Origin of the sequence: Qipengyuania citrea, from assembly GCF_009828015.1 — a bacterium.
Classification (GTDB): domain Bacteria; phylum Pseudomonadota; class Alphaproteobacteria; order Sphingomonadales; family Sphingomonadaceae; genus Qipengyuania; species Qipengyuania citrea.
The window spans coordinates 809,018-831,252 of the sequence record NZ_WTYG01000002.1; the positions used below are offsets into that span (position 1 = coordinate 809,018).

Annotated in this window: 18 protein-coding genes and 1 tRNA gene; 5 read left to right on the forward strand and 14 right to left on the reverse strand. The window is 55.5% G+C overall.

The window, feature by feature from the left end:
* Positions 1–2 precede the first annotated feature (2 nt).
* The 3 genes from GRI55_RS09445 to thyA form a co-directional block, all read right to left on the reverse strand.
* Positions 3–1,064, reverse strand: coding sequence for an alpha-ketoacid dehydrogenase subunit beta (locus GRI55_RS09445; protein WP_160766940.1), 1,062 nt, complete (start codon positions 1,062–1,064; stop codon positions 3–5).
* On the reverse strand, positions 1,061–2,365 hold the full coding sequence (locus GRI55_RS09450; protein ID WP_160766941.1) for a 3-methyl-2-oxobutanoate dehydrogenase (2-methylpropanoyl-transferring) subunit alpha: 1,305 nt from the start codon (positions 2,363–2,365) through the stop codon (positions 1,061–1,063). Before GRI55_RS09450 ends, GRI55_RS09445 begins: the two co-directional genes overlap by 4 nt.
* A gap of 79 nt (positions 2,366–2,444) precedes the next feature.
* Complete coding sequence (gene thyA / locus GRI55_RS09455; RefSeq protein WP_160766942.1) at positions 2,445–3,377, reverse strand: thymidylate synthase; 933 nt, start codon at positions 3,375–3,377, stop codon at positions 2,445–2,447.
* Positions 3,378–3,515: 138 nt separating this feature from the next.
* On the opposite strand from thyA, the gene GRI55_RS09460 reads away from it, so the two are divergent.
* From GRI55_RS09460 to GRI55_RS15310, 3 genes are all read left to right on the forward strand, one after another.
* A tRNA-Pro gene (locus tag GRI55_RS09460) sits at positions 3,516–3,592 on the forward strand.
* Positions 3,593–3,702: 110 nt separating this feature from the next.
* Positions 3,703–5,736, forward strand: a complete 2,034-nt coding sequence (locus GRI55_RS09465; protein ID WP_160766943.1) for a site-specific integrase — start codon at positions 3,703–3,705, stop codon at positions 5,734–5,736.
* A 48-nt stretch (positions 5,737–5,784) separates the two neighbouring features.
* The gene (locus GRI55_RS15310) at positions 5,785–6,075 is read left to right on the forward strand and encodes a transposase (protein ID WP_370873256.1); all 291 of its coding nucleotides are present in this window, start codon (positions 5,785–5,787) and stop codon (positions 6,073–6,075) included.
* Between the two features lie 181 nt (positions 6,076–6,256).
* Here GRI55_RS15310 and GRI55_RS09475 read toward each other — a convergent pair whose 3' ends face one another.
* From GRI55_RS09475 to GRI55_RS09495, 5 genes are all read right to left on the reverse strand, one after another.
* Entirely contained in the window at positions 6,257–7,204 is a 948-nt protein-coding gene (locus GRI55_RS09475; RefSeq protein ID WP_160766945.1) for a hypothetical protein, read from the reverse strand.
* Between the two features lie 182 nt (positions 7,205–7,386).
* A complete protein-coding gene (locus GRI55_RS09480) occupies positions 7,387–8,763 on the reverse strand; it encodes a hypothetical protein (RefSeq protein WP_160766946.1) in 1,377 nt (458 codons plus the stop codon).
* A gap of 77 nt (positions 8,764–8,840) precedes the next feature.
* Entirely contained in the window at positions 8,841–10,154 is a 1,314-nt protein-coding gene (locus GRI55_RS09485; protein ID WP_160766947.1) for an LlaJI family restriction endonuclease, read from the reverse strand.
* Positions 10,126–11,721, reverse strand: a complete 1,596-nt coding sequence (locus GRI55_RS09490) for an AAA family ATPase (RefSeq protein ID WP_160766948.1) — start codon at positions 11,719–11,721, stop codon at positions 10,126–10,128. Before GRI55_RS09490 ends, GRI55_RS09485 begins: the two co-directional genes overlap by 29 nt.
* A 14-nt stretch (positions 11,722–11,735) precedes the next feature.
* A complete protein-coding gene (locus GRI55_RS09495; protein ID WP_202392409.1) occupies positions 11,736–12,752 on the reverse strand; it encodes a DNA cytosine methyltransferase in 1,017 nt (338 codons plus the stop codon).
* 331 nt (positions 12,753–13,083) lie between these two features.
* Here GRI55_RS09495 and GRI55_RS09500 point away from each other — a divergent pair, with 331 nt between their 5' ends.
* Positions 13,084–13,566 carry a hypothetical protein gene (locus GRI55_RS09500; RefSeq protein ID WP_160766949.1) on the forward strand — a complete coding sequence of 161 codons (483 nt, stop codon included), beginning with the start codon at positions 13,084–13,086 and terminating at the stop codon, positions 13,564–13,566.
* Between the two features lie 37 nt (positions 13,567–13,603).
* On the opposite strand, the gene GRI55_RS09505 is transcribed toward GRI55_RS09500, so the two are convergent.
* The 4 genes from GRI55_RS09505 to GRI55_RS09520 all read right to left on the reverse strand — a co-directional run bounded on the left by GRI55_RS09505 (position 13,604) and on the right by GRI55_RS09520 (position 16,626).
* Positions 13,604–14,383 (reverse strand): 3'-5' exonuclease family protein, encoded by a 780-nt coding sequence (locus tag GRI55_RS09505; RefSeq protein WP_160766950.1) that lies wholly within the window; start codon positions 14,381–14,383, stop codon positions 13,604–13,606.
* A 39-nt stretch (positions 14,384–14,422) separates the two neighbouring features.
* The gene (locus GRI55_RS09510) at positions 14,423–15,007 is read right to left on the reverse strand and encodes a hypothetical protein (RefSeq protein ID WP_160766951.1); all 585 of its coding nucleotides are present in this window, start codon (positions 15,005–15,007) and stop codon (positions 14,423–14,425) included.
* Between the two features lie 93 nt (positions 15,008–15,100).
* Positions 15,101–15,640, reverse strand: coding sequence for a hypothetical protein (locus GRI55_RS09515; RefSeq protein WP_160766952.1), 540 nt, complete (start codon positions 15,638–15,640; stop codon positions 15,101–15,103).
* Between the two features lie 71 nt (positions 15,641–15,711).
* Positions 15,712–16,626 (reverse strand): exonuclease domain-containing protein, encoded by a 915-nt coding sequence (locus tag GRI55_RS09520; protein WP_160766953.1) that lies wholly within the window; start codon positions 16,624–16,626, stop codon positions 15,712–15,714.
* A gap of 309 nt (positions 16,627–16,935) precedes the next feature.
* Here GRI55_RS09520 and GRI55_RS09525 point away from each other — a divergent pair, with 309 nt between their 5' ends.
* Entirely contained in the window at positions 16,936–19,851 is a 2,916-nt protein-coding gene (locus GRI55_RS09525) for an AAA family ATPase (protein WP_160766954.1), read from the forward strand.
* 280 nt (positions 19,852–20,131) lie between these two features.
* Here GRI55_RS09525 and GRI55_RS09530 read toward each other — a convergent pair whose 3' ends face one another.
* Together GRI55_RS09530 and GRI55_RS09535 are read right to left on the reverse strand one after the other, a co-directional pair.
* The gene (locus tag GRI55_RS09530; protein WP_160766955.1) at positions 20,132–21,895 is read right to left on the reverse strand and encodes a relaxase/mobilization nuclease domain-containing protein; all 1,764 of its coding nucleotides are present in this window, start codon (positions 21,893–21,895) and stop codon (positions 20,132–20,134) included.
* Positions 21,892–22,206 carry a hypothetical protein gene (locus GRI55_RS09535; RefSeq protein ID WP_160766956.1) on the reverse strand — a complete coding sequence of 105 codons (315 nt, stop codon included), beginning with the start codon at positions 22,204–22,206 and terminating at the stop codon, positions 21,892–21,894. Before GRI55_RS09535 ends, GRI55_RS09530 begins: the two co-directional genes overlap by 4 nt.
* Between the last annotated feature and the right edge of the window lie 29 nt (positions 22,207–22,235).

A 22,235-nucleotide genomic window follows, 5' to 3' on the forward strand; every position in this document is an offset into this window, starting at 1 on the left:
GATCAGTCCTTGAGGATCTTGTCGATGGCCTCGCCGATGCGGATCGGGCCGGGGAAATAGGCCCATTCGAGGCTGTGGGGATAGGGCGTGTCGAAGCCGGTCACGCGTTCGACCGGGGCTTCGAGATGATAGAAACAGCGTTCGGTGACCAGCGCGGAAAGCTCCGCCCCGAAACCGCTCGTGCGGGTCGCCTCATGCACGATCAGGCAGCGCCCGGTGCGTTCGATCGAGGCTTCGATCGCCTCGATGTCGAGCGGGACCAGCGTGCGCAGGTCGAGGATGTCGGCTTCGACGCCTTTTTCGCGGCACACCGCCTCGACCACATGGACCATCGTACCATAGGCGAGGACGGTCAGCCGGTCGCCTTCGGTGACGTGCCGCGCCTTGCCCAGCGGGATCTTGTAATAGCCTTCGGGCACGACGCTGGCGTCGAACTTCTTCCACGGCTGAACCGGCTTGTCGTAATAGCCCGAGAACGGACCGTTGTAGATGCGCTTGGGCTCGAAGAAGATGACCGGGTCGTTGTCCTCGATGCACGAGATCAACAGCCCCTTGGCGTCATAGGGCGTGGCCGGGATAACCGTCTTGAGGCCCGAGACATGCGTAAAGATCGCCTCGGGGCTCTGGCTGTGCGTCTGCCCGCCAAAGATGCCCCCGCCAAAGGGCGATCGGACGGTCATCGGTGCGACATATTCGCCCGCCGAGCGGTAACGCAGGCGCGCCGCCTCGGAGATCAGCTGGTCGAGCCCGGGGTAGATGTAATCGGCGAACTGGATCTCGGGCACCGGGCGCAGGCCATAGGCGCCCATGCCCACCGCCACCGCGATGATCCCGCATTCATTGATCGGCGTGTCGAAGACGCGCGTCTTGCCGTATTTGTCCTGCAGCCCCGCGGTGCAGCGGAAGACGCCACCGAAATAGCCGACGTCCTCGCCCATCACCACGACATCGTCGTCGCGGCCCATCGACACGTCGAGCGCATCGTTGATCGCCTCGATCATGTTGAGGCGGCGTTCACCCTGCTGCTCGGTGGCGGGCAGGTCCTTGGTCTGGGTCTCGCTCATGCCTCGGGCAATCCTTCGGGAAACTTGGTCTTGCGCTCGTGCACCGCCTGATCGGCCTGCTCGCGCAGGTGCCACGGCAGTTCCTCGAAGACGTCTTCGAACATGGTGCGGAACGGGTGGTGGAGACCGTGGCCGAGGATACCGTTGGCCTCGGCTTCCTTGGTCACCTTCTTGACGTGCTCGGCCGCCTCGAGGTCCATCTTCTCCTGCCGCTCCTCGTCCCATTCACCAAGCGCGATGAGGTGGTTCTTGAGCCGCATCACCGGATCGCCGAGCGGCCATTCGCTGCGCTCCTGCGCGCTGCGGTAGCCGCTGGGATCGTCCGAGGTGGAATGCCCTTCGGCGCGGTAGGTAAAGAACTCGATCAGCGTCGGCCCGGCGTTGGCGCGCGCACGATTGGCTGCCCAGCGTTCGGCGGCATAACAGGCCAGTGCGTCGTTGCCGTCCACCCGCAGACCCGCAAGGCCATAGCCCAGCGCGCGTGCGGCGAAAGTGGTGCGCTCCGCCCCGGCAAAACCGCTGAAGCTGGAGATCGCCCATTGGTTGTTGATAACATTGAGGATAACCGGTGCATTATACACCGTCGCAAAGGTGCAGGCCGAATGGAAGTCGCCCTCCGCAGTGCTGCCCTCGCCCACCCAGGTCGCGGCGATCCGGCTGTCGCCCTTCATCGCGCTGGCCATCGCCCAACCAACCGCCTGCGGGGTCTGCGTTGCGAGATTGCCGCTGATGGTGAAGAAGCTGTGCTCGCGGCTCGAATACATGATCGGCAACTGGCGGCCCTTCAGCTTGTCCCCCTTGTTCGAGTAGATCTGGTTGATCATCTCGATCAGCGGGTAGCCGCGCTGGATCAGGATGCCCTGCTGGCGGTAGCTGGGGAAGACCATGTCGTCGCCCGCCAGCGCCATCGAGGCCGAGACGCTGGTTGCCTCCTCGCCGGTGCACTTCATGTAGAAGCTGGTCTTGCCCTGCCGCTGGCCGCGGAACATGCGTTCGTCGAACGCCCGCGTCATAGCCATGTGGCCGAGCATGGCTCGCAGCGTGTCCGCGTCGAGCTTGGGATCCCACGGCCCGTGCGCCTTGTCGTCATCGCCCAGCACGCGGACCAGCCCATAGGCAAGGTCGCGCATCTCCGCAGGGTCGCACGCCTCGTCGGGCCGCGCCATGCTGCCCGCCTCGGGCACGTCGATATGCGAGAAATCGACCGTGTCGCCCGGCCGGAACTTGGGTTCGGGAACATGCAGCGAGAGTGTCGGGCGGTTTTCGCCTTCCGCTGCACTACCCTGGGGCCTGTCGGCCATAGAATCGTCTCCCAGACGCAATCTTACGCTTAAGCGTTATTTTATTTCACTGATGGGAAACGGTCAAGGGATGGCCGGATCACACCGCGACGGGCGCCTTGATCGGCCCGTGCGGCGTATAGTCGTGAACCACGAAATCCTCGATCGTGTAATCGAAAATGGAGGGCGGACGCCGCAGTATCTCAAGGCGTGGGCGGCCCTGCAGTTCCCGCGACAGCTGCTCCGCGATCAGCGCTTCGTGGTTGAGGTAGAGATGCGCGTCGCCGCCCGTCCAGACCAGCTCGCCCGGTTGAAGGCCGACTTGCTGCGCGATCATCCGGGTCAGCAGCGCCGCCGACCAAAGGTTGAACGGCAGGCCCAGCGCGACATCACAGCTGCGCTGGTAGAGCAGGCAATTGAGTTTCGCCCCCTCGCCCCCGACATGGAACTGGTATGTCTTGTGACACGGCGGCAGCGCCATCGCGTCGAGCTCGGCGACGTTCCAGCCCTCGATGATATGCCGCCGGCTGCCGGGATTGCTGCGTAGCGATTCGACCACCTCAGCAACCTGGTTGATACCCGGCCCCGGCCGGAAGCTGCCGTCGCTCTGCGCTTCATAGGTCGGCCAGTCGACCCATTGCTTGCCATAGACCGGACCGAGGTCGCCCCAGCGGGCGGCGAAGGCCTCGTCATCGGCGATCCGCTGGACGAATTCCTCAAGCGGAACCTGCTCGCCCGTCTCCGCGACATAGCGCGCATGCGGCCATTCGTTCCAGATCTTGACCCCCTGCAGCACGAGCGGGCGGATATTGGTGTTGCCGGTTAGGAACCACAGCAATTCGCGCGTCGCGGTCTTCCAGTAGACCCGCTTCGTGGTCACCAGCGGCATTGCGCCATCGGCAAGGTCGAACCGCAGCATCGCGCCGAAGACCGACCGCGTGCCCACGCCGGTCCGGTCCATGCGTTGGTCACCCTCCGACCATATGCGGCGCATGAGATCGAGATACTGCTGTTCGGGATGCGATTCGGACACGGAAGGCTCGTTTTGCTGCGGAAAATCCTCCTAGGCACAAATTGCCCGAATTGCCCGCTTGCGTGTGCCGCAATCCCCACCTATAGGGCGCGCCTTGCTTCGCACCCGCCGCTTCACGAAGTCGCGGGCCGATCCGGTCGGGGAGTAGCTCAGCCTGGTAGAGCACTGTCTTCGGGAGGCAGGGGCCGGAGGTTCGAATCCTCTCTCCCCGACCACATTGCCTTTAAGGCCCTGAAAAGAAACCGCTTCCACTAACTAGGTGGAACGGCGTGACCCATAGCGTGTCACATACCGGTTCACCGACCCAGTTCGGGAGCCTCCAGCAATGCCAAAGATCCCCTTCACCGTCCGACGTGATGGCAGATACTATTTCCGCCGTCGCGCCCGTTGGCAAAATGGCAACGATTTCAGTGTCATTATACCGCTATCGACCTGCAATGCGCAAGAGGCACGTGGAAGGTCAGCGGCACTCGCCGCGCATTTCGACAAGGTGAAGCGAGCTGTGACTGCATATTTCAACCTCGACCGGACGCTCGAACCCGAGATGCTCAAGGGATTGTTTGAGAACGAGTTGAAGGCCTGCCTCGCTCGGCTCGTCGAGGATTTCTACGATCCGGAAAATGATCCCCAAGCGCTCGTAGCGCAGGCTCGCACCCATGCGAGCGCGTATGACCTTGCTCAGCGCCCGGGAAATATCCCCGAACTCACCGAAGCGCACCGCAAAATGCTGACGGATGCGGGACATGACGAAGATGCGATCGAGTGGGTGGCCTGCGACCTAGATCGCTATTGCGGCAAGGATACGATCACTGACGAAACGATGGCGCTCATTGCAGAGGGTCTGGGCGTGGAGCCAACCCCGGCTGTCATCGGAAGAATGAAGCATATTCATCTCCAGGCGATGGCCGAAGCTCATCGGCTCGCGTCGCACTTTCTCGATGAAGATGTGCAAGCTGCCTTTGATCCGGAAGAAGTGCTTCTCCAGAAAAGGCGCCAGAATGGCGAGGCTCTGACATTCGTATCAAATGCTGGGACCGACACCCAGCCGGTGATAGTTCCGTCCCCGCGTGACATCAGACCTGCGAACGAGGATTCCGAGATCACTGCTTGCGTCTTCAAGCGGCACCACCCGATCCGTTTCAGCGAGGTCATTCCCAAGATCTTGAAGCTCGCGCAGCTGGCGGGACACTGGAATCGCAATCTTGCGCAGTATGAGCGCGTATTGAGGACCTTTGCTTGGATCACTGGCGACAAGGCACTCGGAGATTATGACCACTCCGACGTGGCGAAATACAAGAATGCGCTGCTGCAGATGCCGCGCGATTATCGTCCCGCAAAGGACTTCGATCGTCCTTTCGATGAAGTCGCTAAGACCTTTAAGGTCACAAACAATGCGCGCTCGATCAATACGGTGAAGCGCGATCTCTCGTATATGTCGACGGCTCACGACATTCTTGCGGAGGATGAATGGGAGCCGAAAATCCCTAACACTAAGGCCTTGGACTTCTCGAAAGTCCGCTTCGGCAAGCACAAGAAGGTTTCGCCGAAGACGTCTCGCCCCGTCTGGACCGTCGCCCATCTGGAATGCCTGTTCTCGGCGCCGCTATGGAATGGCGGTGGTGGTAATCTGCATCGGCTGGATGAAAACGCTGGTAGCGAGGTCTACCATGATGCCGCCTACTGGCTCCCGCTGCTTCTCTACTACACTCACGCGACCGTGAACGAGATCGGTGGTCTGCGGGTCGACGAGGTGCACATCGGTGACATCGTGCCCAATCTCGAAATTAAGAATAATGATGTGCGCGCCGAAGATGGCGTGGAAGGCGGCGAAAAGAATGTAAATCGCGGCCGCATTATCCCCCTTCACGGCGAACTGCTGCGCCTGGGCTTCAGCGATTACGTCGAGGCGATTCGGTCCGAAGGGCATCGCGAGCTCTTTCCCGAACTCTATCTTAACGGTGCAAGGGTCGGTGGTCATCAGTTTCGCAACATTGCCTGGCGGCACATGGTGACCTGGATCGCCGAACACATGAACGTGCCGACAAACCCGACGTCGAAGAAGTCCGCCGATATGCATTCTATCCGCGCACTCGGTTCGAGTTTCTATGCACAGGCCAATGCGCCCGATCTCATGCGGGCTGACGTAATGGGTCATGCCCGGACAGGGACAAATGCCCTGCATTATTCAAAACGGGTCGAAACTCACGGGATGGATCAAGTCTTGGCAGAATATCGCGACTTCATGGGTAGTCATATCGAGGTGGCGACGGGCGACCTCTTGAAAATGCCAATAAAGCTTCTGCCACTTCGCCATCGTTCGCGGACCGGAAAGCCTAAACTGCGAGAGCCCGATAAGTAAGTTCGGGGTGTATCTGTAGTGGGCGCTCTGGAAAGTGGCGGCGATCTAATGGCCCACGTTAGTCCCGAACCAGCGTCGTGCTACTCTGGAGCCGTTTGTGACCGCAAATGTCGGTATCGGCGAGGCGCCCACACTGACGAACTCCGCATCTACGCAAGCCTCTCAAATGTCGGCTATCGCCATGCTCGCGTGAACCAGGGCGCGACGGGATATGCCTGTTACGATTATCGCCTTGCCAAGACGGTCACGGTCAACGGCATCGAGAACTTCTGGCGGCACCTGAAATGGTCAATCAATGGCACTCATACGAGCGTCAGCGCCAAGCACTTGAACAGCTAAGTCACGGAATTCGAGTATCGCTTCAATCGTCGCCATCGTCCGGAGACGATGCTGCCGGCGCTTCTTTCGACTTTCCGGCCATTGACCGCAGAGTAGCCTCAAAGGCCTCACGGTCGCCAATCTCACCTTCGTGTTCGGCGATGACTGGTCGACTTTGTTCTGCTCGACTGCTTCGCGAAGGCTATTTATCTAGGGATCCCTTAAACTCTAACAGGTGGATGCGCTTCGGACGTAGTGAACCACCCTTTTCTCTAGCAAACTCCACTGCAATGTCGGCCACGACCATTTTATGATCTGCCAATGCGTCGGCATCTACAGTTGGATACAGGTCCATTGGCATTTTGCGCTCTATATCGGCTTGGCCAATTATCCTCGCCTTCCATCCAGTTTTGAGGCTGTCTCTGTCTGTCGCCCTAATTTCAATTTGCTGATTGGGCAGCGGTAAAATCGTCGTGTCTTCTAACCCCTGAAGATCAGCCTCGTTTGGATACTCCGTTATAGCTTCCTGCTCTAGGTCACCAAAACCACCGACATTGATGGACGAACCAGGATTCTGCTTTGCTGGCCTGAAGAAGTCGGTGACACGCCCAACCAATTGTCTGCGCTTTTTGGGAGTGATCTCATCAGACACCGCCCTTTCGATCGCTTCAGGCGAGATAGTGAGCGTGTTGGCAATGATATTGACCACCTTGTTATATTCACCGTCGATGTGAATGGGCGGCGGGGAAGGCAGCGCAGGCTGGTCTTTCTTTTTCTTCTGGGTGACAGCCTCGTATGCCCATCGAGCCACGAAATACGTGACTGCGAGCGCGGCAAGCGTTGCGAGAGATTCATATTCTGGCGGCACATCCACCCCCGTTAGCCCCTCGATGCCCTTGATAACCTTGTCGTCTATTGACTCCTGATAGGAGTGATAAATTTCCAAAGCTAAATCTGTGAGCAAAGAGCCGGCGACAATTTGGTTCACGTGGATCGCGACTAAGCGAAGATCGGAGTCCGGAGCCGCACGGGCAAGAACAGCTATACCTTCTTCCAACAATCGCTGTTGGGCCAGCAAGGACTCTACCACTTCCGCTAGCGGAATCTGATCTGCGGAATATTCCACCCGATGGTGTAACGTTTTCTGCATAGCCCCCCTCGAGTTGAAGGGACCGGCCTAAATTAGAAATCCGCAGAAAGTCAAAGTTATATCGCGAGAACACGACCCGCGCTAGCACATATAAGGAACAGACGCAGCTAGGCTTGCGCCAAGCCGTGCCCCATTTAAGTCAAGCATTACCTATGCGAAGGGGATACACCCCGAAACAAAGTTTAGAGCTTCGCTGGAACCAAACCGGGGAACGCCGATGTGAAGTCGTATGACGTAATAGTCTTCCCCGCATTTCGTTTAACCTTTGCGAATACCTGCCTCCGCTTCCATGTTTTCGCTGCATTGGGTATGTTGGATTCACACTGTTTCAAAAATTCGTCCGAGATAGGAAATCTATCGACCACGTCGTTTGTCACGTGGAAGCCATCGCCAAAGCTACGCCAGTATTTATAAAAAAGACTTGATGCGAGTATTTGCAGCAAGATCAGAGAAGAGTCCTGTTCGTGTGTCCTAACCGGGATAACGCCCGAAACTTTGCCTTCATATTCTCTAATACCGATGAAATTCCGGGCTACGCCGCCTATCGAAAAAGCGCCACGCCCGATTCTCGACATAAGCGAACGAGCAGTTCGTCCTCCTTCCGCCTTCTCCATATAGCGCGCGAGTTCCTGGTCGGCCGGTCTAGGGATCTGCCGCTCTATGTCGAAGTCGGAGCAATCATGAAATTCCGGTATATCGTTAAGAAATGCCGCGCGTTCGGAAGTTGACCATCGCAGTAGGGCACTGGATTCAATCACACCCGCCCGTGCCCCCCCAAGATTGATAATCGTGCATCTCTGACTGTTCGCCTTGTTGGTGTTCCCACTCTCCGGCTTGCCTGCTTTGAAGAGATAATCCGGCATATTATCGTAGCTGGATGCACTCAGCGGGAGTTTGGTGTCGCGAATGATTCGACGAAGGTCCACGTAGTCGCGGCTAAAGCATACCGACACTGGCAGGATGAGCCCGATGTCTGGAGTTGAAAAATTATCGAGCATCGATTCGACAAAATCCGCGTATAGGTTCTTCCAGCGGCTACCCCGCTCGTTGGTGACGAATGGAGGGTTGCCTACAAAAATGACGTTCTTGGCGTCATTCGACCTAGCCCACTCCAGGAAATTGGCGTTCTCCAGTTCAATGTTTTCGAACTGGATCGAAAATGTGCTTTCGAGTTTGGCAATCGTGCCGGCAACAAAATCCAGCGCCGCCTCATTGAGGTCAACTGCCCTGAACTTTATTGTCGAAACCGCTGAAGGCCCAAGCCCGAGGTCCGCAAGGCTGCGAAGAAGACTAAACAGGAACATCCCGGCCCCGACCGATGGTTCAACAAAGGTTTTGAAGGCAATGAGACGTTTAGCATCGTCAGAATTCGCCACGTCATGGTGGCGCCAGAACAGGCGCCAGAAGTGGCCCGATACATCAGCGGGAGTGTAATAGGAGCCACTTGACTTTCGTCCAGCGCCCTCACTGGAAAGAGCCATCTCTGCTGCCTCAAGCCGCTCCAAGATTGTGTCGAGGGCGTCGATCCATGTTTGTAGAGACATAGAGTTTTCAGTCATATTTTCCCTCATTCCCCGATCAGGGCATAACAATGATGTTCTTCTTATGTTCTTATGGCAAAAGGTATGGCCCATGCCTAGCCTGCATCGTTCAAAATCATCGCAACCCTCGCTCTCCAGTCTTCAGGATCATGTAGGATGTCGTGGGTGTAGACTGCCAATGTCTTCAGGAATGGCAGAGCAATCGCGTCTACCCGCTCCCCCCCTTCAGGCAGTTCGACGCCGCCTAGCAGCTGAACGTCCTTCACATCGGATGGGAACAGGAAGGCGTTTTGGACAACGGCGTATCCGCTCTCCTCAGCGATCCCTTGAAGGTGCTGTTTATACCAGATTTGCTTTGCGACGTCGTTGACGCCCGGATTACCCATAAGCGTCGGCGAAAAAGAAAGCCGATAGTATTTAGCATCCCCGATAAGCAATTCTTCATTGGAAATCGGAGCCACGAGATCGGGGATGAATGTGCCTTGGTCATTTTTCGACCCGTCCGCAGCAGTCCAAATCGGCTTCGGAATATGTGGGAGCCAGCTACCAACCTCATCCTTGAAAGCCGACTTGCAGGCCTGCTCCCATACGTTGTAAAAACTGCTGGTCCCATAGAGGGCTAGGCCGTGAGCCGTTTCAATCTCGATCGCTTGCACCGTGGCCAGCATCATAGCCAGGAGTTCAATTCCTCGTTGCGAGTAAGTCCGCCTTTGCTCGATCGCAAGCTGGCTCTCGCATTCCTCCACTGACGGTAGCGCTTGCAACCTTTCGACGGGCTCATGGTCCAACAAAACCGGTTCGAGATCGAGAAGCGGGCCATATTCTGCTGACAGCTTCTCGAGAAGAAACAAGTGCAAGCGAGTCGCAAAGTTGCGGTGGTCCTGCTCGGAACGTTTGGTGATCGTCTCGAGATAGACAGGACGTCCACGAGACATGACGGGGTCGATGTTCTCGACGGTCCTGCGCCAGTCGGTGCTTCCGTTGCCACTCATCTCATGTGAAGTTTCGGTGCGACGCAGCAAGCCGTTCGCGTTGAAATCCTCGATAAGCCATTCTGCGGCGGCAAGCCCGCTGATCGTGCCCCTTTCCGGTCTGTCGTTGAGAAAGGGTGACGGCTCGTGGTAGTTGGGGCACCATTTCGCGTAGTGCCTCATAGCTCGAGTGACCTGCCGATGGGTGTCTATGTTGGATGTCGCATTGCGGATTTTAGGTAGAGCGACAAGAGTGCGCTCATTAAAGACGATGATGCCGACGAAGCGGATATGGAGCCTACCTGACCTGCCGGTGCTTAACGCTCCGCTTTCCGCTAAGCGAGCGCGCAATTCCGGATCTTCGCCTGCTGGCCACGCATCACCTTCCCGCAGCCATTCTATGCCGCGGTCACCCTTCACCGAAATCAATCGCTTCAACGAAAATGTTTTCGCCGTCTCGATAAGATTTGACGAGCGTTCCGAAGGTAGTCGATCCTCCGGAAAAGAGTTTGCGTGGCGCACTCTTCACCACATCGTCCCGCAGATACTGTAGCAGCTTATTCTCAAATGCTTTCGGACGCGCCAAATCTTTCTTGGTCATAAAGAATGGGCCGAGGAGTCGGTCTTCGGTGATGCCTTCCTTGGCAAGATGGCCATTGATAGCCTTTCGAAACGCGTTCCATTTGACTGGGCCTTCTAGGAAGTTGACTGTGAGTTCCCATTCCGCGGCTACATCTTCTCCATCGTCGAGACCCACGTATTCCATCGTCCATCGGCGCTTAAACGCTGAATCCATAGGCATTACGCCCTGGTCGGCACTGTTCATGGTTGCCCAGATGAACATATTGGCTGGGATACTGACCGGACCGTGATGCCCTTTCGAGGCCAGATAGTCGCTCGCCTCGGGAGACAGCGTCACTGAATACTTCCCGCGCCCGTCATCATCACGATCTAGCATCTGGAAGGCATCGGCGAACACGGCGCTGGCATTCGCGCGGTTTATCTCCTCGATTACGAGACAGTAGTTGTGATCCGGATCGGACAACGCGCGCGATAGAAGTTGGAGGAAAGGACCCGGCACGAAACGATAGTCTATGAGCGGCTCGAAATTGCCCGCCGAACTTGTCTTGTCTGCCTCTACAAAGTCTCCGTCAGCCGTGCGATAAATCGGTGTCGGACGGAATGACCCCATAAACGTGCCACTCGTGTATTCAGGGTAGAAGGTAGTCCGCTGAAAGAGTAAATCATCTGGGAAGAATAGATTGAGTTCTTCATTTAAGTTGTGGCTTTTACCCGTGCCTGGCGCGCCATAGAAGATGCGATTTCGCGCGAGATCCTCCGGCAACGGGTTTGAGGGGACATCCCCGAGATCGGTATAAACCTCGCCTTCAATTTCCGGTGCCGGCAAAATGAGTTCGTCGGTGATCACGATCTCGTCGTGAAGGGAAGCCATGTTCTCGAGATAATATGCCAACATATCTGGGGTAAAGCAGCAGACCAATCGCTTCTTCGAGTCGACGGATTGCCCAAAACCTGTTCGCGCCGCCGAGGCCATTCCCGCAGTCCGAACATAGCAGCTAGTTGGCTTCGCGTGACCTTCGTAGGCTGCTGGATCCCAAGCGCACATGACAAGGAGCCCGTTGCGACGATATATGCCCATCAGCGAACAACGGGGATCGCTTGCCTTATCTCGCATGAAATCCTGAGCGTGCTCGTCGTATGGTCGGGACAGCTGAATACGCTTTTCATCCTGAGCTCGCTCACCGCTACTCCAGGACAGGTTTGAAAAAATATAGGTTATGACCGTTAACGATTTCGACCCTTTTGACATCTCAAACTGACGTCGCTTTGTCTGCTTGTCTTCTTGCTGAAATACTACGGTCCAACCGCGGGCGTTCAGACCATCACGAATTATTTTTTCTTGGTCTTCGAACGGGACCTGCTCGGGATCGAAGTCAATTACGATCTCACCATCAGGTTCGATCTGGTTTACTGCGGTCGGCATCTGAATCTCCGAACTCAGAGGTGCTTTATCAAATGGCTAACCATGGCTTCGCCCAATAAGCAGGGAACGGCATTGCCGATCTGCTTTTGCACGGAACGACGGCTGCCGTGGAACTTATAGCCTGACGGGAACGTCTGGATTGCCGCCGCCTCGGGCGCCCGCAGACGGCGGCTATTCCAATGGAACGGCCCAACCCATGGACCAGGCTGCGCTGCGATGGTGATTGAAGGTTGGTCGGGGTGGAGTTTATAGAGGAAATTCCAAAAACGCCCGCCGCGTCGAAAAATGCGACCGTCGTAGTTCTTAAGTTCGTCCAGCGCCATGTAGTTGCGGCCAGGAGGGACGTGGCGTAATTCGCTCTCGTATGTGCCACCGTTCACGAGTTCAGTGGGCTCAAAATACTTGGGCGAGGAGAAGGGCTTGAGGAACTGACCTACGCCGAGATGCGGTGGAAGGTCATCAGCTGGGTCGGCGGAGCGCTGGCGGATCGGCTCAGGGATGGCAGCGCCGCGTCCATTGCGCCCCATGATAAAGAGGCGCTTGCGCTTCTGAGGAACGCCAAAGTCCGCAGAGTTCGCCAAAGTTACGGTGCAGGTGTAACCCAGCCCCTCGGCCGCAGCTACGAATGCGTCGAGGGCATGGCGGTTGGTCGGATGTCGCAAACTCTCGACATTCTCCAGCATGAAGCCTCTCGGCTGTGCTTCGCTGACGGCACGAAGGAACTGCGACAGCATATTGCGCGGATCATTATCGACGAGGCGGTTCTCGTTCTTCACCCAATAGCCATTCTTGGAAAATGGCTGGCAGGGTGGTCCACCTATGACAATCAAGTCATCAGCCTCGTCTCGATGATGATGGAAATCGAGATCCGCGATGTCGGCATGGTCGATAAGCGCGTGATCGGAAAAATTTAGTCGAAGTGTTTCGGCAGCGTCGGCATCAAACTCGACCGCCCGGACAATCGTCGCGCCAGCCCGCTCTGCTCCGACGTCGAGCCCCCCTGCGCCACTGAATAAACTAATACATTTCAAGTTACGTCTCTCTAACGGATTAGCGTGCGCTATAGGATGCCGCAGGCGCAGCGCCAAACCGCTTTGGCAGGCTATCTACAGTCTGGGTGATCAGCGAGGCGCAGACACGCGGATGCCGCCTCGCGCCCCATCAGGGGTCAATGGGCAGTCAAGTCCTCGCTTGAACTCTGCGAAATTGCAAGCGTAGGCTAAAAGCGGAGCCTAAGGAATCTCCACCCTAGCTTGATCTCTTTTGAGGAGGAAGTTGCACACAATACGCTGCGTTAACCAGTGCAATTTATGGCACCTCTGGGACCGATGAATGAGTGTCCATCATGACAGGGGTAGTAGAATGGCGGTAGATTACCGTATCCATGGATCGAAGATTTCTGAAACTACCGCCACGATTTTGAAGGCCGCGGGCGTAAGCGCATCACGATTAGATCGTCGATTTGATAAACGAGTAGCTCAGCGATTTACTCCATTTATCTGGGGACCGAAAGATTATCGTTTAAATAAAATTCGTGAGCGAACGGGGATCTCAATCGAAATGATCTCTCGAGAACGGCGAACCATACTCTTATGGGCCCGGCGTTTTCAGCCATACGTTGCTTATCATGAAATATCTCAAAAGAATTGTTATCTTGAGATTTTCGCATCCATCCCCGAAACTATATCTGTAAATGCGCCCGGCAAGAAGATTAGTGATCTTGTTAATGGGCTGGAGGACAAGGGCGTGGGAGTTTTTGGAGGTTTGACAATTACCGGAATTCGTAATGAAGGAGCGCGGTCCATTATCAACGTTAAACAGTCGTGGCAGTCGGTGCGCCCTTGAGACAAAAAGAGCGCTGACCGACCTCGGCGCTGATACGTTAGGTGGACATCAATCGGACTCTACAACCAATCTCGAAGTGATCCGCGATTTCGCTCTGCAGTTCGACAGAATAATCCGCAAGGATCGGGACCATGGCATGTTCTGGGCGGCGCCTAATGAACCCGGCGACGAGCCCAATGGCCGCTGCCTGAAATCGCAGACCATCAAAACCTTGCGCTACGAGCCAGGCGATTTTCGCAAGCGCGAGCAGCAGGCAGTCTAGTTCGACGTGATCTCGCAATGATTTCCAACCTGCAGCGCTTGAGGGCTGAGCGACACCCGGTTTGGCCGATACTAGTTCGTCAGGAACGCCCATACGCAATAGGACCTGGCTGAGATGCGACCAAGTCCTTCCACCTCCTTTTAGTTGCAAGGCCAAGTCCAGGTGAGGACGCGGCCCCCGGCGGCCCGGTTGATCGACAAGCTGCGGCGGTAGCGCCAAACCATGCGCCATGCTGCCCAAAAGAAGCACGGGAACATCGGTCGCCAGACCGCCAAACGTAAGAACCGGTGTCTCCGAATGAGCGCGTAAAAAATCGAAAAGTTGCTCGATCACTGCACGCTCGTCGCCCCAGTCGTGCTCCGTCCATGATGCAAGAGTGCCCGTCTCGATCCGACCCTCAGTATCAATTGAGAACTCGAATACCGAGGCGGCCATGATTTTCTTCACGGCGACTGCGTGTCGGTGGGACTTTTGATCGATTGATCGATGTGCTTCGTAGAGATGCTCATCCCAGACCATTTCGGTATCCAGTGCCAGATAGGTTTGCTTAGCCATTTCTTTTCCTTTCCTAGAATGTTGGCACCTTCATTCCCTTCAGAAAGGCATCGGTCGTGCCCGCTCGATCTCGCGCCAGGCCTGCCAGGCTGCGCTGAATGAGATTCGCTGGGATGGACGAACGAACGCCCAGAGATATGTGAGATATAGAAGCTGGGCTTCATCGGCGGCCTTGCGTGCCTGAGCGAGGGTTGAAGAACCTGGCCCCGCACGGCGGATATCAAATGCAGCTGCGGTTTCATCGAGCGTATCCGAGGCGCACTCGAGCGGCACGACGTGGAGGTCGGACCTGTGACGCTGCAGCAGTTGGAGGTCAGTCGGTGACGCAGGACTGCCGTCCGCAGAACGGTGATGCAGATAGTGTCGCATCATCGGCGGTGCGCGGGAAATGAGCGTGGCTCTCTGGGGCACACGTTCCACGATGCCCTGGATGATCTCGGCCCTGCTTGTTTCGCTGTCGAAGGCGCTGTGTTCCAGGTGGAAGCGAGCGTTGTAGTCTGGACATACTTGCGCGGTGAAGAGCGCAATGCTGCGGATAGCGGATTGCCGAGCGAACTCGGACCGATTGCGGACGATGGTAAGCGAGGAGATGATGCGCGGATGGCGCGCGCCGTTCTCGGCCATGGTTGGAATTCCTTTTGCAAGATACGAAAAAGGCGGCGCTCCGCTTAGAGCGCCGCCTTCTCGACGAGTTCGAACTCATTCTGGTCTGACGATTTAATCGACCCAGACCGCTGCGAGCCGGCCTTTAGGAGGATTGCCGATGTATCCCTGCTCCCAGTTACCCTGATCGATCGAGACATTCCGCATAGCTCCACGAATGTCAGACCATGCGTGCTCGATGCCTCGAGTGACTTTCGCCCGTGGTGGCACAGGACAGGTCGTCATGATGCAGCGCTCATCGAGCCGGAAGGCGCGGCGGCGATCTGCCGAAACGAGGAGAATGGGTTTACCTCGCTTGAGACGGCAGGGCTCGACCATGATCGCCTCGGCACCGTCTCGTGTTCGGTAGAGCAAGGCTAGGCAGATGAAGCTGTCGCTGCTGCGGTCGGCAAAGATGGAGAGCAACTCGTCTTGCCGCCCGTCGATTGCTGCCATTGCAAGAGTATCGATCACCTCGTCGTTGGGATGGTCCAGGACCCCGAACTTGAGTGCGTTTGTTCCCGGACCGGGGTTTATGGGCAGATCCAGAGCTTCGGCGAGCGCATAGGAGAGCCTGCGGCGGGGGCAGGCCCCGCCGAGATCGAAATCGATCATATCGTATTTCCTTAGATGTAGATGTTGCGGCCTATTGGCCGGAGCTTTTCCCTCAATTGGAAGGCTCGCTGTCAGCGCCTGAAGAAGGCCACTTCCACTTCTCTTTTCACCGGTTTCCAGGTCCAGTCCGCGCGGTAGCGCTGGCTCCAGTCGACCGGCACGATCGACGGCTCCTCACCAGTAAGATCGCGATACCAAATTCGCTCTATCTCGAAGTCCGCTTGGCGCACGAGTTTGTGGCGTAGGCTATGCTTGTCAGCCCATGCATACCCGCGCCGCTGGACGTCCTTGCGGAAACGATACGGCAGATTGGTCGCCTCTAAACGCCAACTCGGTGCCTGCGCATGCTCGAGCGCATGGCTCATGACCGTGCGGCCATCCGCGAGCTGGTGGGCAAGCAAGTTGATCAGGCTTGCGACATCATCACCAGCGCGGTGGGCGACCGGGTTGAACATCCCCGATTGCATGAGGAGGTGCCCTTGTGCTCGGCCATCGTAACCGAGCGCTTGCCATGGAACATCTTCCATTGCGCAGATCCAAGGCATTTCCGAAATGCCCGGGACGAATTCTTCAAGATGCTGACGGTCAAACCGGGCATGAAAAGCTGCGCAGGCATCGGCCTGATCGAGATAAGCGGCAATCTTTTCTGGGCTCATCGCTTTTCCTGCGACCATCTCCTCGGTGATGCCTGTGATCGCCGTGATGTGGGGCTCGATCGGTCGGCTCGGCTGCTGCCGGCCAGTGCACATTCCTTCGACGTTGATGATCCGCCCGCTCTTATCGATCACGATCATTGCCACGGCGAGTTCGAGGATCTCGTCGTAGAGCGGGTCGAGACCAGTGGTCTCGGTGTCGAGCACCGCAATTTTCATGTGCGGCGGCCCAGCGTTAGCTGGTGCTTGCCAGTCTCTGAGCGCCGTGATGCGGCGCAGGGTGCGCGTGTTTTCGTCCGCCGATGGCGGGCAGCTTTTCGAATGCGATGTCATAAGGATTTCCTCTGTGGCTCAGACACGAGGTTGAGCTTGGCGAAGGTCTTTTCCTTCACACTCTCACCCTCGGCTGCTCCGTCAGCCTTGAGGCTTTGCAGTCCGGACTTAGGAAACCAGCTTTTCCCAATGTGGTGACATGCCTAAGTTTCCTTCCCCTTTCGAAAACAGCCAATTTGCTGCTCAGGGCGCACAATTGCAGTTCGCCAACTTCTACTTTCGCAAGAACCGTGCAGAGCGAGGTTATCCTGCTACGGTGAGCAATATTTCCGCTTGGAAATGGCACGGAAAAAGGTTGAAGGGTCTTCGATGGCCAGCGAGAGGAAGCGCCAAATGAATGTGGATGAGGGATACGATGCTGCCAAGGCTATTCTTGAAGAGGCGCAATCCCGCCTGCCCGAGATCACGACAGAAGAAGACGCCAAGATTCAGGTCATTAATCGCATCCTGACCCACGCACTCGGTTGGGAGCACAAAGATATTTCTGCCGAGCGGAAGCACGATAATGGTTTTTCAGATTATGTGCTGCACATCGAAAGTAACCCTACGTTTTTGATTGAAGCAAAACGTGCCGGTGTTCTTAATCTAAAGACAAAGTCAATAACGCGCGGGCAGTTTAAGATTTCTGGGCCCGTCATTCGACCAGCGATCGAGGGCGTTAAGCAGGCTGCCGCATATAGTCTGCCTGAAGGAATACCTCTTTGTTTAGTTACTGATGGGGTTACATGGATTGTGTTTTTGCCCTGGACTGGCTCAGGGAAATACACCGACAAAGAGGCAATCGTTTTTCCCACGAGCAGTGCTGTGCTTAACTCATTTACTGAGTTCTATGAGCTCCTATCCAAGGAGCACATCCAACGAAAAACATACAAAGTCATATTCGATTCGGTTCACGAGAACCGATTGACCTTAGATCGCATGTTGGTCCCAGCAATTGATCAGTCCGACAACTACATCGTTCAGAAGTCAGCATTGGCATTTGACCTAGAAACGGTGTTTTCGAAATTTTTCTCGAATCTTACGGGTCAGAACGATCCAGATATGCTTGCCGAATGCTTTGTCGAAACCCGCGAGAGCAGAATTGCCGATTTCTCCCTAGAGAAGCTTACCAAGAATGTCCTTGGCAACGTCGCCGCCGGTCATCAGAGCATTGACGAAGACCTCAAAGACTTAGTTGCTGATGCTGTTTCCAGCGATGGTGGCCAGACGGTTTTTATCGTGGGGCCTTCCGGGGCGGGCAAATCGACTTTTCTAGATCGATTTTTTTCTCGGACCCTCGACGCGGATATCAGGTCTCAATGCCTAGTCATCAAAATCGATATTCAAGATGCCACCGGTGATTTAGATACACTGCTGCCATGGCTCACAGAGAAAGCCATCGCATCTATCGAAACTCAGCTTTATGATGGCGGGTCACCATCTTGGGAAGAACTCTTTGGTCTATACCACCTTGAATACGTGAGAAAATCAAAAGGTGCAGATGCTAGATTGTATCAACGAGACAAAGAGGCGTTTAAAGATAAGTTCTCGGCCTACATGGACGAGCAGGTGGAACAGGATAGGGAAGGCTTTTTACGACGCCTTTTGAAAGATATCGTTGGAAATCGGAAACGGCTTCCCGTTTTCATAATTGACAACACCGACGAATTCTCAATCGAAATCAAGGCAAAGGTCTTTCAATATGTGCAAGCCCTGCAGAGGCTTGCCAGAAATTGCCTCATATTCTTCCCATCTACAGACCGGTCTGCTTGGGCTTTTGCAAAAACCGATATCTTTAATATTTACTCATCTCGTTCATTCTTTCTTCCGACACCTCCGCCTCGTGAGGTCTTTCGAAAGCGCGTAGATTTTCTAAAATTCAGAACCGATCAATCTAAGAGCGAGGCTGAGGCTGCAAAATACATCGCTCAGCATGGTATCACAGTTAAAATTCAGAACATTTCAGCTTTTGCATCTGTGGTGGAAGCGGTCTTTGTTGAACAAGACTACGCATCCAAGCAGGTCGGTGAATTGGCTAATTACAACATGAGGAAATCCCTCGATCTGGCAAAGAGGGTAATCACGTCATCGGTCTTAAATCTCGAAGATCTAGTTCGATCTTATATAACTTCGACAATGGCTGCACCATCTATTCAGCATTTCTCAAACGCTCTCATCAAAGGCGACTACTCCTTTTACAAAGAAGAAGATGAGCCTGCAATTTTCCCAGTATTTCAGGTTGATAAAAACATCCGGCAGTCACCTCTGACAAACTTAAGATTATTGCAGCATTTGTCCGACGCTAGCCAATCTGCCCATTCTTCAGATGATCGTTATGTCCGGGCAGAGGCGATACTCTCATTTTTCGACGCAATGTCTATCACCGAACTTGCAACACAGCGGAGCTTAGAGGGGCTACTAGAAGCAGGACTCATTGAACCTTATGACCTGTCTCGGCGCGGATACTCGGATGATAGGAGGTTTGCGATCACCTTTAGGGGCCTGTCGCATCTCCGGATGGCGAAGTTCAACCCAGTTTTCTTCGAGCAGATGGCATTAACAACTCCGTTGGCTGATTCCGAGATTAGTGAACAGATTCGGAGTGCTTTCCATCAAAAAGGTCGCGTCGGCGCGCGTCTGGAGAAAGTTCGAGAACTATTCGCTCAATATTTAGCCGACGAAGACTCGAGGCATTGTTTTGTCCCAGAAAGACCAGAATTTTCGCAACAGGCTGACCTAGCCAAAGAAATTCATGACCGCTGGGTTTCGGCGGCGCCTACCGAAGAGATGTGGGCACCTGTTGATGTCGTTGGAGAACGACTGACGGGAAAAATCGAGAAGTTCGACAAGTTTAAGGGCTTTGGGTTTGTCGAGTTTCCTAGCCTCAAAGAAAGCGCCTTTCTTCATATTAGACATGTAGAAGCGAGCGGAATCGACCCAATACCGGACCCACTTCCAGGAGATGTAATCGAGTGCGAAGTGACCCGTAATGACAAAGGGCTTGCAGTTTCCAAGGTCGTATCGTTCAAGCCTGCAAACGAAATGCGGGTGTCTGGCAGGATTGTGAAACTTATACCCAATAAGCGCTTTGGGTTTGCTCATATCCCTTCTTTGAAGAAGGATGCGTTCTTTCACTTTGATTGGTTTTCTGAGGAACTTCAATTGCGCTTACACGAAGGAATGGAATTGGACGCTATGGTCGTGAGTGACGACGAGGGGCAACTCCAGATTCGACGCACTTTATAATCCAATAAGTATCGTCAATTAACATTTTCGGTGTCCAAACTGAAACGACCCGTGGAGGACTCCGTCCGGGACAGGGCTGGCTCGGTCATCATCCGGTCCTACCCAAAGAATGCAATTCTCGAAGCACTGGAATTGGTTGCCTCGGAGAGGCGATGAGGCAATTTCCGGGACCAACGCGTTTGCCTGTATTTCATTGTTCACAGGAGGTGCGGCCAGTAGTTTGGCCCCACGACCCAAGCTGTAGCAAGCTATGCCGAACGCTTTGTCTGGCCCCGTATCATCACCTTCCTAGGTCTTGGTCCGGATATCTTGGCCATGGCTTCCCCTCTGCCGCCCCACCTGGTAACGAATGAGAATTCTGCGGAGACGGCTTGGGCCGAGGCTCGCTGGCTCCTGCTCCGTCATTAGGACGAACAGGATGTGAGGTCGCGGCTTGGTCTGGTGCGTGCGGCTGAATAGGGGCTGGAAAAGTCGGCATTTGCTGCTTCTGTGGCTCCACAATTGCCAAGCCTAGTTCGTTGGCGATTTTATGGACGCGCCTGAGGTCACGACGCGAAAAGCCTTCGGCGATCACCGCTTCCTCACCGCGCAGCTTAAGCAAGCGGAGCGACAAGGCTATCGCCGCGTCCGTGGGCCGCCCTGTGATGACGATGACATCCCCGCAATCTGTGACACGGGTCGAGGCTTCAGATCGGTCCTTCGCCGTGTAAACGACTTTGGCTCCCAACCTCCGTCCTCGGAAGGAGGCATCCTCAATTATGTCTAAGCGGTGTGGATTCTGGATGATCTTTGGCGAGTGAACGATTGTCGACCCTGTTGCCATGGCAAGGATTTCCGCAGGGTCTCCCGGTCGAGCGCCAGCCATCCAATCTTCAAAAGATGGAAATGCGCAAGATGATCGCGTCGACGTCATCGCCTCGCTGGCAGCATTGCCAAGGCTCTTCCGCAACGCATTCGACACTCGCTTTAGGCGCCCCTGAAACTCCGCCTTCTCAGCTTCGAACCGGATGCGATCAACCTGATGACGAGTTGCTTTTTGCGGTTTAGCCTTACCGCTGAAATCCCGGGGAAGTGGACCAAAGCGCTCCTGAAGCTTCGCGCTGCTCCATTTCCGCAAGACAGAGGGACGCACTTTCTCGGATGCTTTTCGCCCTTCATCATCCACGTAATGAACTTGGTATGCTGCGTTGGACCCGGTCATGGCGAGTTCGATGCCAAATTGGCCGAGATCGGACAGGAACGGTCCGAGTTCACTGTGCCGCTCAACCAGACCCGGAATTATCTCTTTAACCAGCTGCTCACTCGAAAGACTGCTTTCGTCGCGCCCCAATTCAGACCTTGCTTTGGCACACTTTGCGCGCGAGAAATCCTCGTCCGGCCAAAGGCTGGGATCATCAGCGGGTCCTAGATCTATCGAGCCGCCATCGCCGATTAATCTGCCATCCCTGACCTCCCATCTCGCCTTGGCTTCACGGCGCCAGCCAAACCGATCTTCCATGCAGGCCAACAGTTGATGAGCACGCAGGAGATCATATTTTGGGAGCGGAACGGGTTCGCCGGTATGGGTATCGATACGGGTCACCATGAGATGGAAATGCGGATGATCGGTATCGAGATGGACCGCAGCGACGGCCGGGCAATTCTCAAGCCCGAGACCTTGAAGCAGTATATCGACCGCCTCTTCAAAGTGCTCGAGCATTTCTTCATCATCTCGGATGCTGACGATAAAATGCTCGACAAGGCCGTCGCCGCCATCAGCAGCCTCGAGAAGCGCCGCGACCTCCTCAGCAATCGCTTCCGGCGAGTGGCATAAGATATTGCGAGCCAGTTTGGCGGCAACCTCTTCCGAATGATCGTCACGGCGAACGTAGCGCAAGAGGTCGGAATGATAGCTGTCGACCGACGTCATCATCTGTGCGGTTGCCAAATCCTTTAGCTGGGCCCGCCAAATATAGTGGACTAGGGCTCCCGCTTTATCGCGTAGGCGCGAACGGTCCGTGGCCTTTGCGAGGCCCCGGGACTCTGCCTTGAAGAAGGCAGTCATTGCGAGACTCCGGTGGAGTTCTTTTTCTGATGATTGCTAGAGCTGTGACGAAGTTCCTTGAACGCATGCTCGAGCGCCGCGACAGCCTCGCTCCTGCTATCATCTGGAAGACCGTCGCGAACAGCCTGGTGAACCGCAAGGATTGCTTTGCCCATGGCTCGTCGGATGTCACAAAGTGCGTCCGGCTGCGCGTCGAGGACAAGCCGCCGCGCGTATTGCCCAATGGAAATATCGCCGGCCTTGCGTTGCACCTCGGCCTGTTCGCTGGCCGTCAAATTGAAGCCAAAGGTCTTCCTGTCTTTCCTTTTCACGGGTATTCCTCCTCAAGTTGCGAGAAGGC